Origin of the sequence: Cryobacterium sp. PH31-O1 (genome assembly GCF_030063455.1) — a bacterium.
In the GTDB taxonomy this organism is placed as follows: Bacteria; Actinomycetota; Actinomycetes; order Actinomycetales; family Microbacteriaceae; genus Cryobacterium.
In genome coordinates this window covers 704,868-718,677 of sequence record NZ_JASITB010000001.1, presented here as the reverse complement: position 1 = coordinate 718,677, position 13,810 = coordinate 704,868, and the positions used below count along the sequence as shown (strand labels likewise).

General features: G+C 65.2%; 13 protein-coding genes. 11 read left to right on the top strand and 2 right to left on the bottom strand.

What is annotated here, in order from left to right:
- Nucleotides 1–4 precede the first annotated feature (4 nt).
- The 7 genes from QMK31_RS03430 (at nucleotide 5) to QMK31_RS03400 (ending at nucleotide 7,460) form a co-directional block, all read left to right on the top strand.
- Entirely contained in the window at nucleotides 5–796 is a 792-nt protein-coding gene (locus tag QMK31_RS03430; protein WP_283499519.1) for a PP2C family protein-serine/threonine phosphatase, read from the top strand.
- Nucleotides 797–988: 192 nt separating this feature from the next.
- Nucleotides 989–2,422: a 3-isopropylmalate dehydratase large subunit gene (leuC, locus tag QMK31_RS03425; RefSeq protein WP_502852350.1), complete on the top strand. Its 1,434-nt coding sequence runs from the start codon at nucleotides 989–991 to the stop codon at nucleotides 2,420–2,422.
- Nucleotides 2,423–2,424: 2 nt separating this feature from the next.
- Nucleotides 2,425–3,039: a 3-isopropylmalate dehydratase small subunit gene (gene leuD / locus QMK31_RS03420; protein ID WP_283499517.1), complete on the top strand. Its 615-nt coding sequence runs from the start codon at nucleotides 2,425–2,427 to the stop codon at nucleotides 3,037–3,039.
- 179 nt (nucleotides 3,040–3,218) lie between these two features.
- Nucleotides 3,219–4,526 carry a UDP-N-acetylglucosamine 1-carboxyvinyltransferase gene (gene murA / locus QMK31_RS03415; RefSeq protein WP_283499817.1) on the top strand — a complete coding sequence of 436 codons (1,308 nt, stop codon included), beginning with the start codon at nucleotides 3,219–3,221 and terminating at the stop codon, nucleotides 4,524–4,526.
- A gap of 7 nt (nucleotides 4,527–4,533) precedes the next feature.
- Nucleotides 4,534–5,322 carry a lysophospholipid acyltransferase family protein gene (locus QMK31_RS03410; protein ID WP_283499516.1) on the top strand — a complete coding sequence of 263 codons (789 nt, stop codon included), beginning with the start codon at nucleotides 4,534–4,536 and terminating at the stop codon, nucleotides 5,320–5,322.
- 37 nt (nucleotides 5,323–5,359) lie between these two features.
- Nucleotides 5,360–6,463 (top strand): NAD(P)H-dependent glycerol-3-phosphate dehydrogenase, encoded by a 1,104-nt coding sequence (locus tag QMK31_RS03405; RefSeq protein ID WP_283499515.1) that lies wholly within the window; start codon nucleotides 5,360–5,362, stop codon nucleotides 6,461–6,463.
- Nucleotides 6,363–7,460, top strand: coding sequence for a D-alanine--D-alanine ligase family protein (locus tag QMK31_RS03400; protein ID WP_283499514.1), 1,098 nt, complete (start codon nucleotides 6,363–6,365; stop codon nucleotides 7,458–7,460). The genes QMK31_RS03405 and QMK31_RS03400 overlap by 101 nt, the downstream gene beginning before the upstream one ends.
- Nucleotides 7,461–7,566: 106 nt before the next feature.
- Here QMK31_RS03400 and QMK31_RS03395 read toward each other — a convergent pair whose 3' ends face one another.
- A complete protein-coding gene (locus QMK31_RS03395) occupies nucleotides 7,567–8,091 on the bottom strand; it encodes a DUF3515 family protein (RefSeq protein ID WP_283499513.1) in 525 nt (174 codons plus the stop codon).
- A 24-nt stretch (nucleotides 8,092–8,115) separates the two neighbouring features.
- On the opposite strand from QMK31_RS03395, the gene thiL reads away from it, so the two are divergent.
- Nucleotides 8,116–9,168 carry a thiamine-phosphate kinase gene (thiL, locus tag QMK31_RS03390; RefSeq protein WP_283499512.1) on the top strand — a complete coding sequence of 351 codons (1,053 nt, stop codon included), beginning with the start codon at nucleotides 8,116–8,118 and terminating at the stop codon, nucleotides 9,166–9,168.
- On the opposite strand, the gene rsmD is transcribed toward thiL, so the two are convergent.
- A complete protein-coding gene (gene rsmD, locus QMK31_RS03385; protein WP_283499511.1) occupies nucleotides 9,165–9,740 on the bottom strand; it encodes a 16S rRNA (guanine(966)-N(2))-methyltransferase RsmD in 576 nt (191 codons plus the stop codon). The genes thiL and rsmD overlap by 4 nt on opposite strands.
- Before the next feature lie 105 nt (nucleotides 9,741–9,845).
- Between rsmD and QMK31_RS03380 the strand changes: the two genes are divergently transcribed.
- From QMK31_RS03380 to QMK31_RS03370, 3 genes are all read left to right on the top strand, one after another.
- Nucleotides 9,846–12,095, top strand: coding sequence for an ATP-dependent DNA helicase RecG (locus tag QMK31_RS03380; RefSeq protein ID WP_283499510.1), 2,250 nt, complete (start codon nucleotides 9,846–9,848; stop codon nucleotides 12,093–12,095).
- 64 nt (nucleotides 12,096–12,159) lie between these two features.
- Nucleotides 12,160–12,648 carry a pantetheine-phosphate adenylyltransferase gene (gene coaD / locus QMK31_RS03375; RefSeq protein ID WP_283499509.1) on the top strand — a complete coding sequence of 163 codons (489 nt, stop codon included), beginning with the start codon at nucleotides 12,160–12,162 and terminating at the stop codon, nucleotides 12,646–12,648.
- Entirely contained in the window at nucleotides 12,645–13,799 is a 1,155-nt protein-coding gene (locus tag QMK31_RS03370; protein ID WP_502852345.1) for an AAA family ATPase, read from the top strand. The genes coaD and QMK31_RS03370 overlap by 4 nt, the downstream gene beginning before the upstream one ends.
- Nucleotides 13,800–13,810 lie beyond the last annotated feature (11 nt).

The window sequence follows — 13,810 nt, the reverse complement described above, 5'->3', positions numbered from 1 at the left end:
TCTCATGACTGCGAACCAGCAGAGCACGATTGAACTCTCCACCGCCACCGCCCGCCTCTTTTTCTGTGCCCGCAGCGATGTCGGCAGTGTGCGCAGGGTCAACGAGGACAGCATCCTCGCGCAATCACCGATCTTTCTCGTGGCCGACGGCATGGGCGGCCACGCCCAGGGTGACGTCGCCAGCCAGACCGTGCTGCGCGTGTTCGACGAACACATCGCGCGCGACCTGCCGTCGACGCCGGAACGCATCCTCGACGCCATCCACTCGTCAAACGACGCGGTGCGCGACCTCAGCGCTGCCGACGACTACGGCACCGCAGTGTCGGGAACGACCCTCGCCGGCATCGCCTTCGTCGATGCGGGTGATGATATCGGCTACCACTGGATGGCCTTCAACGTTGGTGATTCCCGCGTCTATACCTGGACCGACGGTGTTCTGAGCCAACTTTCGGTCGACCACTCCGCCGTGCAGGAGATGGTGGACGCTGGCCTGATCTCGGTCGAAGACGCCGACAATCACCCCGAGCGCAACGTCATCACTCGGGCCATCGGCGCCGACGAGTTCGTCGACGCCGACGTCTGGCTGCTGCCGGCCCTCGGCGAACAGTCCTTTCTGATTTGCTCCGACGGCCTGACCAAGGAACTCGACGACGCGGCCATCGCGCGCGTGCTGGCCACGGACATCCGTTCAGAGGGTGACGAACGCAGTATCGCTGACCTTCTCGTCGATGAAGCCATCGAACACGGCGGGCGCGACAACGTGAGTGTCATCTATCTGGAGTCGGCGTTCGACTGAAGAGTTCACCGGACCGTGTGCGAGCCAGGGTACGAGGTGAGGTGTTACCCTGAATCCGTGGTGCCGAGCCGACTTCTTCTGTGCCGCGACGAGTCCCTGTCCTGAGGCCTCCCTCGTCGCGGAGTTCGGCGTGGCTGCCATCGATTCGTGAGGAAGACGCTCAAAATGTCCAATGTAATACCCACTTCGCAAGTGAATTCCAGCACCGGCCTGCGCACGCTCGCCGAGAAGGTCTGGGACAAGCACCTCGTCAGCAAGGGTGAGGACGGCACGCCCGACCTGATCTACATTGACCTGCATCTGCTGCACGAGGTCACCAGCCCGCAGGCCTTCGATGGACTGCGCCTGGCCAATCGCAAGCTGCGCCGGCCCGATCTGACCATCGCGACCGAAGACCACAACACGCCCACGCTGGCCATCGACAAGCCCATCGCCGACCTGACCAGCCGCACCCAGATTGAGACCCTGCGACGCAACTGCGCCGAGTACGGTGTGCGACTGCACTCGCTCGGTGACATTGAACAGGGCATCGTGCACGTCGTCGGCCCGCAGCTCGGCCTGACCCAGCCTGGCATCACCGTGGTCTGCGGTGACTCGCACACCTCCACGCACGGCGCCTTCGGAGCCATGGCCCTCGGCATCGGCACGAGCGAGGTTGAGCACGTCATGGCCACCCAGACGCTGTCGCTGAACCCGTTTAAGACCATGGCCGTCACGGTCAACGGCGCACTGCGCACCGGGGTCACCGCGAAGGACATCATCCTCGCCGTGATCGCGAAGATCGGCACCGGCGGGGGAGCGGGCTACGTGCTCGAATATCGTGGCGAGGCCATCCGCGCCCTATCGATGGAGGGGCGCATGACCATCTGCAACATGTCGATCGAAGCCGGCGCCCGCGCCGGAATGGTCGCGCCAGACCAGACCACCTACGATTACCTCGAGGGTCGAGCCCACGCACCGCGCGGGGCTGACTGGGATGCCGCCGTCGCGTACTGGCAGACGCTCGCCACCGATGAGGGCGCGAGCTTTGACGCCGAGGTGATCATCGACGCGAACGAGCTCGAACCGTTCGTCACCTGGGGCACCAATCCGGGCCAGGGCGTCTCGCTGAGCGGATCCGTGCCGAACCCGGCCGATATCGTTGATGCCAATGAGCGCTCGGCGGCCGAACGGGCGCTGGAATACATGGACCTCACGGCCGGCACCCCGATGAAGGAGATCCGGGTCGACACCGTTTTTCTGGGTTCCTGCACCAACAGCCGGGTCGAGGACCTGCGCGCTGCCGCCGAAATCATTAAAGGCAAGACCAAGGCCGAGGGACTGCGCATGATGGTCGTTCCCGGCTCAGCCCGGGTGCGCATCGAGGCCGAAGCCGAGGGCCTCGACCAGATCTTCCTCGATTTCGGAGCCGAATGGCGTTTCGCCGGCTGTTCCATGTGCCTCGGCATGAACCCAGACCAGCTCGAACCTGGCGAACGCTGCGCGTCCACCAGTAACCGCAACTTCGAGGGACGCCAGGGCAAGGGCGGGCGCACCCACCTGGTGTCGCCGCTCGTCGCGGCCGCCACGGCCATTCGTGGCACGCTCTCGAGCCCGTGGGACCTCGTTCAGGATGGAGACCAGTAAGCATGCAGAAATTCACGACCGTCACCGGGATTGCGGTGCCGCTGCGCCGTTCCAACGTCGACACTGACCAGATTATCCCCGCCGTGTACCTCAAGCGCGTCACGCGCACCGGCTTCGAAGACGCCCTCTTCGCTGCCTGGCGCCAGGACCCCGAGTTCGTGATCAATATGAAGGAATACCAGGGCGGTCGCGTGCTCATCGCCGGGGCCGATTTCGGCATCGGTTCCTCTAGGGAACACGCCGTCTGGGCGCTGCGCGACTTCGGCTTCGACGTCGTGCTCAGCCCCCGATTCGGCGACATCTTTCGCGGCAACGCCGGCAAGCAGGGCCTGCTCGCCGGCCAGATCAGCGAAGCGGACGCTGAAACGCTGTGGAACCTGGTCGAAGCCGACCCTGGCATCGAGTTGACCGTGGATCTGGTGGGTAAAACCGCGCGTGTCGGCGATCTGACCGTGAACTTTGCGATCGATGATTACACTAGATGGCGGCTGCTCGAAGGTCTTGATGACATCGGGCTGACGTTGCGTGATGAAGCGCGAATCAACGAATTCGAAGCGACGCGAGAGTCGTGGTTGCCCCAAACCCTTCCCGCGCGATCCCCGGAATCATCGTACTAATTTGCACTAATTCGTTTTGCATCAATTTGCACGAGGACAGGTAATTTGTGAGCACTCTCAGGGAAGCCCGGCGTGATCAAGAGGCAAAAACTTTGAACGAAGCCAGGCTCAACGACGACGCGAACGAGCGGGGGAGTGCTCAAAACCACGGAGCATCCGTTGGCCTCACCGCCGACAAGATCACCATCCGTGGCGGCATCCCGCTGGTCGGCCGGATCGAGGTGAAGGGGGCGAAGAACCTCGTCACCAAGGCCATGGTTGCCGCCCTGCTCGGCGAGACGCCGAGCGTGCTCAAGGACGTTCCGAACATCAGCGATGTTCGGATCGTTCGGGGGCTGCTCGAAGTGCACGGCGTCAAGGTGACCGAGGGAGCCGAACCCGGCGACCTCATACTTGACCCGGTCGACGTCGAGAGCGCGCACTTCGCTGCCATCGACGCCCACGCCGGATCTTCGCGCATTCCCATCCTGTTCTGCGGACCGCTCCTGCACCGGCTCGGCGAAGCGTTCATTCCCGATCTCGGCGGATGCCGCATCGGCGACCGGCCGATTGACTTTCACCTCGAGGTGCTGCGCAAATTCGGCGCCGTCGTCGAGAAGCAGCCCAACGGCATCCGCATGTCGGCGCCGAACGGACTCAAGGGAGCAAAACTTGAGCTGCCGTACCCGAGCGTTGGAGCAACAGAGCAGGTGCTGCTCACCGCGGTACGAGCCGATGGCATCACCGAGCTCAAGGGCGCGGCGATCGAGCCCGAGATCATGGATCTTATTAACATTTTGCAGAAGATGGGTGCCATCATCACGGTCGACACCGACCGGGTGATTCGTATCGAGGGCGTCGAGAGCCTCAAAGGCTACAACCACCGCGCTTTGTTCGACCGCAACGAGGCCGCCAGTTGGGCGGCCGCTGCACTCGCGACCGACGGCGACATCTTTGTGGGCGGTGCCCGCCAGGCCGAAATGATCACCTTCCTCAACGTGTTTCGCAAGGTCGGTGGCGCTTTCGACATCTGCGACGACGGCATCCGCTTCTATCACCCCGGCGGCGACCTGAAGCCCGTGATCATCGAAACGGATGTTCACCCCGGCTTCATGACGGACTGGCAGCAGCCGCTCGTCATCGCCCTCACCAAAGCGCACGGCACGTCGATCGTGCACGAGACGGTCTACGAGCAACGGTTCGGCTTCGTCGACGCGCTCGTCGAAATGGGCGCGACCATTCAGATTCACAAGGAATGCCTCGGCGGTCACCCCTGCCGCTTCGGCCAGCGCAACTTCAACCACTCGGCCGTCATCACCGGGCCGACCAAGCTGCACGGCGCCGACATCGTCGTGCCCGATCTGCGCGGTGGCTTCAGCCACCTGATTGCCGCGCTCTCGGCCGAGGGAACCTCGACGGTCAGCAACGTGGGAATCATTAGCCGCGGATACGAGAACTTCATCGGCAAGCTGCGGCTTTTGGGGGCGGACTTCGATCTCGAAGGATAATAGGCGCGTGCCTGAAAATAACGACGTGCCAGCAACTCCCGAGTCACCGACCCGAAGTCGTTCCGAAAAGAGCCGGCCGAGCGCGTTCTGGATTCTTGCCGGGCTGATCCTGCCGGTGATGAACCTTGCCGCTCGCTACGAGATCATCGACGCCCACAAGTTTCCGCGCAGCGGGGCGTTCGTGTTCTCGCCGAACCACTACAGCGAGATCGACCCCGTCGTCATGGGCGTCGTGGCGTGGAAGCTGGGCCGGCTGCCGCGGTTTCTGGCGAAGGCATCCGTTTTCAAGATTCCCGTCATCGGTTGGGTGCTGACCCGCTCTGGCCAGATTCCGGTGCAGCGCGGCGGCTCGGTGCGCGGCAGCGAACCGGTCAAGGCCGCCCAGCGTCTGGTCGAGAAGGGGCAGATCGTGGTCGTCTACCCGGAGGGCTCGCTCACCCGCGATCCCGACCTGTGGCCGATGCGCGGCAAGACCGGTGCCGTACGCATCGCGCTCGAGCAGGGGATTCCGATCGTGCCGGCCGCCCACTGGGGCACCCAGCACCTGATGGAACGGTATTCCAAGAAGATCAGCCTGTTCCCCCGCAAGACCATCAGAGTCAAAATCGGCGACCCACTCGACCTCGCTCAGTTTCGGGGTCGCAGCCTCGACACGGCCACGCTCAACGAGGCGACCGCCGTCGTGATGGTGGCCATCACGGCGCTGCTCGAAGACCTGCGCGGGGAGAAAGCCCCGACCAAACGCTGGAACCCGTCGGAGCACAACCAGAAAGAGACCGGCCGTTTTGAAGCCTAGAAACCCGCAGCAGCCCAAGATTCAACCAGGCACTCGGGTGGCCGTCCTCGGGGCGGGAAGTTGGGGAACGACCTTCGCAAAGATCCTGACGGATGGCGGCGCCGACGTCGTTTTGTGGGCTCGCCGCCCGGAATTGGCGCGCGAGATCTCCGAAGCGCGCCGCAACAGCGACTACCTTCCCGGCGTGAACCTTCCTATCGGCCTGCGCGCCACGAGCCGGCTTGACCTGGCTCTGGCCGGCGCCGAAATGGTGTTCGTGTCGGTACCCAGCCAGGCGCTGCGCGAGAACCTCAAGCAGGTCGAGCCGTACCTTGCCGAAAACGTGATCATCATCTCGCTCATGAAGGGCGTCGAACGCTCGACCGGCATGCGCATGAGCAGCGTGATCGAAGAGGTGCTGCGCATTGACCCCGCCAGGATCGCGGCGATCAGCGGGCCCAACCTGGCCTTAGAAATCGCTAAGGAGCAGCCCACCGGCGCCGTCGTCTCGTCATCGAGCCTCGAAACCGCGCAGGCAGTGGCCAAACTGGCCACCAACGGCTACTTTCGGTCCTACATCAATACCGACGTCATCGGCACCGAGTTCGGCGGCGTGCTGAAGAACCTCATCGCGGTGGCGATCGGCATCGTCGACGGCGTCGGCTTCGGAGAGAACACCAAGGCTTCGATCATCACCCGTGGCCTGGTCGAGATGACCGACTTCGCGGTCGCCTACGGAGCCCAGGCCGAAACTCTGGCCGGTCTGGCCGGCCTCGGCGACCTCATCGCCACCTGCCAGTCGCCGCTGTCGCGCAATAACACGGCCGGACGGCTGCTCGGCCAGGGCTACAGCATCAACGACGTCGTCAAGCAGATGCAGCAGACCACCGAGGGTCTCGCTTCGGTGAAGCCCGTTCTCGAACTGGCCCGCGCCAAGGGCGTGGAGATGCCGATCGTCGAACAGGTGCGCCAGGTCCTCGACGGCACCCTCGACCCCCGCGACATTGCGCCGCACCTCACAACAGACTCCGGCGAACCGCAGGGCGAAAGGACACTTGACGATGCACAAGCTCACGGTGGTGCTTCTCTTTGGGGGGCGTTCCAGCGAACATTCGATCAGTTGCGCCACGGCGGGCGGAGTGCTGGCAGCCCTCGACCCTGAGCGTTACACGATCATTCCGGTTGGAATCACCCGGGACGGCTCGTTCGTACTCGAAGACAACGACCCGGGCAAGTTTGTTCTCGATGCGCAGTCGCTGCCCGTTGTGGCCGATAACGGCACGCGGGTGCGCTGGCCGCAGAGCGCCTCGAGCCGGGAACTTACCGTCGTCGATGCGTTGGGCGAGCGATCGTTGGGCTCCGTCGATCTTATATTCCCGATTTTGCATGGACCGTTCGGCGAGGACGGCACCATTCAGGGCATGCTCGATCTGCTCGGCCTGCCGTACGTCGGGTCGGGGGTGCTGGCATCCGCTTTGGGAATGGACAAGCACTTCGCCAAGACCGTCTTTCAGCAGGCGGCCCTGCCCGTCGCGCCGTGGCGAACCCTCACAGCGGATGACTGGGCGCAGGCTCCCGGTATGGGTTACGCGGCCCTGGAACAGCTCGGCCTGCCCAGCTTCGTGAAGCCGGCGCGCGCCGGGTCGAGCGTGGGAGTGAGCAAGGTCTCCACACCGGACCAGCTGGCCGAGGCAATGACGGTCGGCCTCGCCGAAGACACCAAGGTTCTCATCGAATCCGGGCTCGTCGGTCGGGAGCTTGAAATCGCCGTGCTGCAGGGCCGCCCGGGGGAGCCCACCCGCGCGTCGGTGGCCGGCGAGGTCGTCGTGACCGGCCGCGACTTCTATGACTTCGCGGCGAAGTACCTCGGCGCGCCGGGCGTCGACCTGGTCTGTCCGGCGCCCCTGGCGGCGGCGGAACTGGCCGAGGTACAGCGACTTGCCATTAGCGCGTTCGAGGCGATCGGCGGCGCCGGACTGGCCAGGGTTGACTTCTTTCTCACCGCGACCGGCTGGGTGATCAACGAGATCAACACCATGCCCGGCTTCACCAGTATCTCCATGTTCCCGAGCTGCTGGCTGGCGAGCGGCTACACCTACCCCGAGCTGATCGACGAGCTCATTGCGGTGGCCATCGCCCACGCCAGCCACGGTTCCTGACCCGCTTGGATTGGCTCGCGGCACGTTGCTGTGAGGTTGGCGCTGGTTGAACCAGCGAACCTCTCAAAACTGTGCCGCGAGCTGCCGGCTGTCTCGCGAGAGCGGATTACGGGGCGGTCGTGGCGGCGTCGGTGGGCAGTTGCACGTCTTCGGCGCCGATACAGGCCCCGGTCAATGGCACGTAGCCGACCGCATTGGCGACGTCGATGAGGGCGGTCGAGCCGCTCACCGCCTCGGAGTCGATCACAATCTCGATGGCCGGGTCGCGTCCATAGGTCGTATAGCGGTAGGTCGGGGCGTCGGAGTCGTCTTCGATCCAGTCGACGCCGTTGATGTTCAGGCACGGCAGCGTCGTGGGTGCCGGTACCGTCACGCCGCAGTGCAGCAGCACGGCGGCAGGGTCGCCCCAGGCGCCGGTGGCCTGGGCGTTCGTTTCGCGCATCGCCTGGTCGGCGACGGTGGACGGTAGGTGCACGATCACGTCGGCGCAGGCCACATTGGTGGCATCGGCGGCCGGGGTCAGCGGCACGGCAGCAGCGCAGCCGGCGAGCAGCAGTGAACCCGCGAGCACGGTGACGACGGCGACGGAGCGAAGGGGAGCGGAGCGCGGGAGCAGGAATCGGTGAGACATCGTATTCAGGCTACCGTTTCTTACATGACCACCGCAGCGGATGCCCCGCTTCCAGCCGCACGCTCCGCTGTCGCACCGAGCGCCGCCGCCCCCGACACCCTCTCCGACCTGAGCGAGACCGCCGTGCTCGGGCGGATCTTTCCCCGGCTGCCGAGAGCATCGGCGCAGCTTCTCGGCCCCGGCGACGACGCGGCGGTCATCTCTGCGCCGGACGGACGCTTCGTGGTGACGACCGACATGATGATTCAGGGACCGGACTTTCGCCTCGCCTGGTCGACGCCGCACGATCTCGGTTGGAAAGCCGCCGCCACCAACCTCTCCGACGTAGCCGCGATGGGTGCGCGTCCGACTGCCCTCGTTGTCGCGATCGCCGCCCCGCCGTCGACTCCCGTGTCGGTGCTCGAGGGCATCACCGACGGGCTGCGCGACTGCTGCGAAGCCCTCGCACCGGGCTGCGGCGTCGTCGGGGGCGATCTGTCGGCCTCCGACGCCCTTACCCTCGCTGTGACGGCTTTTGGCGATCTCGAGGGCCGTGCACCCGTGGTGCGCTCCGGCGCCCACCCGGGCGACACCGTGGCGCTCTCCGGTCGTCTCGGTGCTGCCGGAATCGGCCTCGAACTTCTGTTTCATCTGGGCGTTGATGCCCTCGGAGTGCCAGACCGTGACCGGGCGAATGCACTGAAGCTCACACATCCGACCGAGGTGGCCGCCCAACTCACCCCGGTACCGCCGATTGCCAGCGGCCCGCTCGCCGCCATCGCCGGTGCCACCGCCATGCTCGACGTGTCCGACGGACTCGCGATCGATGCCGGGCGGATCGCTCGGGCGAGCGGGGTCAGCATCGACTTCGACTCCTCGTGTCTGGGCGAACGCATCGAGGTCGCCCTCGGCGGCGGCGAAGACCACGGACTGCTCGCGACCTTCCCGCCTGACGCCGTACTGCCGCACGGCTTTCGTCGCCTCGGAACGGTCGTGGCGGCATCCGCTTCGAACGTCGGAGAGATCACCGTGGACGGTGCTCGGCACGACCAGGGCGGCTGGGACCCGTATCGCGGCTGGGACGGTGCTGCGGGCTAATTCTGCTCGGGAGGCGCGGCGTACCAGACGGTCGTGTCGCCGTAGTCCTTGCGGCGCTCCATTACCAGGCCCTCGCCCCATTCCGGCTCGGGCGAGCGCGAGCTGCGCTCCAGAACCACGAGCGCGTCGTCGGCCAGCAGCGGAGCGAGCGCCGCCAGGTTGTGGCCCAACTCAACCTCTGTCAGGTCGTAGGGCGGGTCGATGAACACGACGTCGAAGCCGTCTTTGGTCGCTGCCAGAAACGACTGGACCGCCTGTGACGACACCGCGATCTTTAATTCGGTGCCCTTCGGCGCTGACCGCTGCACCGCCTCGCCGTTCTTACGGCACATCATTGCCGCGCCATAACCGTTCTCGACGAGTGTTACCACGCGCGCCCCACGGCTCGCCGCCTCGAGCCCCAACGCGCCCGATCCCGCGTACAGGTCCAGCACGCGCATGCCCTGCAGCGCATCCCGTGCGTCGAGGGCCGAGAAGATAGCCTCTCGCACCCGATCGCTGGTCGGACGGGTACCGGACTTGGGAACCGACAAAGTCAAGGAGCCGGCAAACCCGGAAATAATTCGCGTCATAACCCTGTCGAGCCTAGCTGCCATCCTGCCAGCGGCTGCCAGCCAAAACGATCCAACCCATCCGACACACCACCAATGTCAGAGCCCCCGTTTACCATGGGAACTATGACCGATTCGAGCGCTGCCCCTGGCCCCGAATTCGACGGCCATGCCCTGCCAGTGCCGCAGGTGGAACCCATCAACCTCGACACCCCCCTGAAGCAGGCCCTCGGCGCCGCCAAAGCGTCAGCCCTCGGCAAGGCATTCGGCTTTCAGACCGTCAGCGACCTGCTCAGCCATTACCCGCGCGACTACGCCGACCGCGAGGTACTCCGACCGCTCGCGCAGCTGACTGCCGGCGCCAATATCACCGTCATCGCCGATATCGTGTCCGCACGGGAAAAGCGCATGTCGTCGCGGCCGGGCACGATCGTCGAGGTGGTCATCTCCGACGGTGGCGATGAGTTCATCCTCACGTTTTTCGGCAAGAACAGCCAGCAGTGGCGCCTCGATCAGTTGCGGCCGGGGCTGCGCGGCAGCTTTTCCGGCAAAGTGTCGACCTATCAGGGCCAGAGCCAATTGGCCAACCCGTCGTATAAGACCTTCGAAAGCGAAGAAGAAGAAGCGCGCGACGACCCGGCCGTGCGCTTGCGTCATAAGCCGCTCATCCCGATTTACGCGGCCACGGCCGTGGAGACCAGCTGGAACCTGCAAACCCTGATCGATCAGGTGCTCCGGCGGGTGGGCACGCTGCCCGATCCCGTTCCGCAGGACCTGCGGGTCGAACACGGTCTGCTCGACCACACCCAGGCCATCCGCTGGATTCACAGCCCCGACAAGACAGAACAGTGGATGGCCGCGCAGGAAACGCTGCGGTTCACCGAGGCTTGGGTGTTGCAGTGCGCCCTGATGCAGCGGCACAGTCTTGCGCGGGAACGTCGCACCCGGCCGCGCGTACCAACACCCGGCGGGTATCTCGAACGCTTCGATGCTGCCCTGCCGTTCGTACTCACGGTCGACCAGGAGATCTGCGCGGTCGAAATTGCCACCGACATGGCCAGATCTGGCCCGATGAACCGACTGCTCCAGGGCGAGGTTGGCTCGGGTAAGACCGTCGTCGCGCTGCGGGCCATGCTCGCCGTGGCCGACAGTGGAGGCCAGACGGCCCTGCTGGCACCCACCGAGGTGCTCGCCGGGCAACACCTGCGGTCGATCACGACGCTGCTCGGCCCCGATCTCGCGGCCGAACTCATGCCGACCCTGCTCACCGGCAAACTTCCCGTCGCGCAGAAGCGCAAGGCGCTGCTGCGCACCGTATCGGGTCAGTCACGCATCGTGATCGGTACCCATGCCCTGCTCAGTGACACCGTGACCTTCTTCGACCTCGGACTGATCGTGATCGACGAGCAGCACCGGTTCGGCGTCGACCAGCGCGAAACTCTGCGGCTGAAGGGTGCTGAACCACCGCACGTTCTCGTGATGACGGCCACGCCGATACCGCGCACCATCGCCATGACCGTGTTCGGCGACCTCGACGTGAGCACCATCCGCATGCTGCCAGCCGGGCGCCAGGGCATCACGAGCATCGTCGTGCCGCTGGCCGATCACCCGACCTGGTTCCAACGCATTTGGACCAAACTCGCCGAGGAGCTCGCACTGAATCGTCAGGCCTTTGTGGTCTGTCCGGCGATTTCGCCGGCCGAGGTCGAAGAGGGAGCAGATGCCGAAGCACCGCCGCCGAGCGAGGACGATCCGAAGATTCCCCTCGCCAATGTGGAGACCGTGCACGAGCGGTTGCGCGGGTTCGCCCCGCTGGCCGGATACCGCATCGAGGCCCTGCACGGACGCATGACGAGCGACGAGAAAGATCGCATCATGCGGTCGTTCGCTGCCGGTGAGATCGATGTTCTCGTGGCGACGACCGTGATCGAGGTCGGTGTCGACGTGCCCAATGCCTCGGCCATGGTCGTGCTCGACGCCGACCGATTCGGCGTCTCCCAACTGCACCAATTGCGCGGCCGCGTCGGTCGTGGTGGTGTGCCGGGATTGTGCCTGCTGGTCACCAATTCGCGTAAGGGGTCGCCGTCCCGCCAGCGCATCGGTGACGTCGCCGCGACGCTCGATGGTTTCGTGCTCGCCGAACTCGACCTCGCCCTGCGCCGTGAGGGCAACGTTCTCGGCGATCTGCAGTCCGGCGACGGCTCGAAACTGCGCTTTCTGCGGGTGGCGGTCGATGGCGACATGATTGCCGAAGTGCGACAGGCCGCGTACCACCTCGTGACGGGTGATCCGGGCATCCGCACCAACCCGGCGCTGCGCGCCGCGATAGCTCGCCGGCTGAACGAATCCGAGCGCTCCTGGCTCAATAAAGGATGATGATGATGTCTTCAAGCGGATGCACCGGGCAGCGCCGGTCAGCCTGTGGCAGTAGGGTGTGATCATGCGCAGGATCGCCGTTGTCCCTGGATCATTTGACCCCGTCACACTGGGCCATTTGGACGTGATCGATCGCGCGGCCGGCCTGTTCGACGAGCTCCATGTGCTCGTGGTGCACAATCCCGGTAAGTCGGCCTTGTTGCCGATCAGTCAACGGGTTTCCCTGATCGAGCAGGCTATTAAAGAAGCGGGGCTGCCCACCAACATCGTCGTGGCCAGCTGGAGCGTGGGGCTGCTGGTGGACTATTGCATGGACGTGGGAGCCAGCGTGCTCGTGAAGGGCATCCGCTCGCAGGTCGATGTAGCCTATGAAACACCCATGGCGATCGTCAATCGCAACCTGGCCGCGGTCGAAACCGTCTTCTTGCTTCCTGATCCGGCCAATGCCCACGTCTCCAGCTCGCTCGTGCGCCAGGTCGCTGGCCTCGGCGGCGACGTGTCGCCCTACGTTCCGCATGCCGTTGCGGAATACCTGGAGCGGTCGCGGGTATGAACCACAAGCCGGCACGGTCCTCCATCGATTCAAGCAGGGCGGAACTGGCGTCGGTTCCACCGGGCGACACTGCGCCTGTCAACGGCGATTCGGTCGCCGATCTTAGCGATTTGCAGGCCGCTGGACATGCCATTATGCGCAATGTTGAGACGGTCATCGACGGCAAACATGAGGCCGTGCAGATCGCCCTGACCGTACTCCTGGCCGAGGGGCACCTGCTCATCGAAGACGTTCCCGGCGTCGGTAAGACCATGCTCGCCAAGGCCCTCGCCCGGTCCGTCGACTGCACCGTCGGGCGAATCCAATTCACCCCCGATCTGCTGCCCTCCGACGTGACCGGGGTTTCAGTGTTCAACCAGGCCGAGCGGCGGTTCGAGTTCAAACCCGGCCCGGTCTTCGCCAACATCGTCATCGGTGACGAAATCAACCGGGCGAGCCCGAAGACCCAATCTGCGCTGCTGGAGTCGATGGAGGAACGCCAGGTCACCGTCGACGGCATCACCTACCCGCTCGCCCTGCCCTTCACCGTCATCGCCACTCAAAACCCGATCGAGATGGAAGGCACCTACGCCCTGCCGGAGGCCCAGCGCGACCGGTTCATGGCCCGCATCTCCATGGGGTATCCCGACACCGGCTCCGAGCTTGCGATGCTCGACTCGCGCGACACCGGCAGCCCGCTCGCCTTGATCTCGGCCGTCGTCTCAGGGGAGACCCTGCGGGACATGATGCTCACCGCGCGAGCGGTTTATGCCTCCGGCGCCGTCAAGGAATACGCGGTCAATCTGGTTCGAGCCACCCGCGACGATCGCGACCTGCGCCTCGGGGCCAGCCCGCGCGCGACCCTGCAGCTGATTCGTGCGGCGAAGGCCCAGGCCGCGTTGAGCGGCCGGGACTACGTGCTGCCCGACGACATCGACTCGCTCGCGGTGGCCGTCCTCGGGCATCGGCTGGTGCCCACCAGCCGCGCGTTGGGTCATCACCACCAGGACAGCGGCCCGGTAATCGACGATATCGTGCGCCGAATTCTGGCCGATACGCCCGTGCCGGTCGCGGGCGGGGCATCCGCGCGATTTGAATCGGTGCCGCGCGAAACAGTGCCGACGGTGCGCGCCGTTCCACCTCGGTCCTTGGGTTCCCCCGGAACGCCGTAGTCATGGCGGCA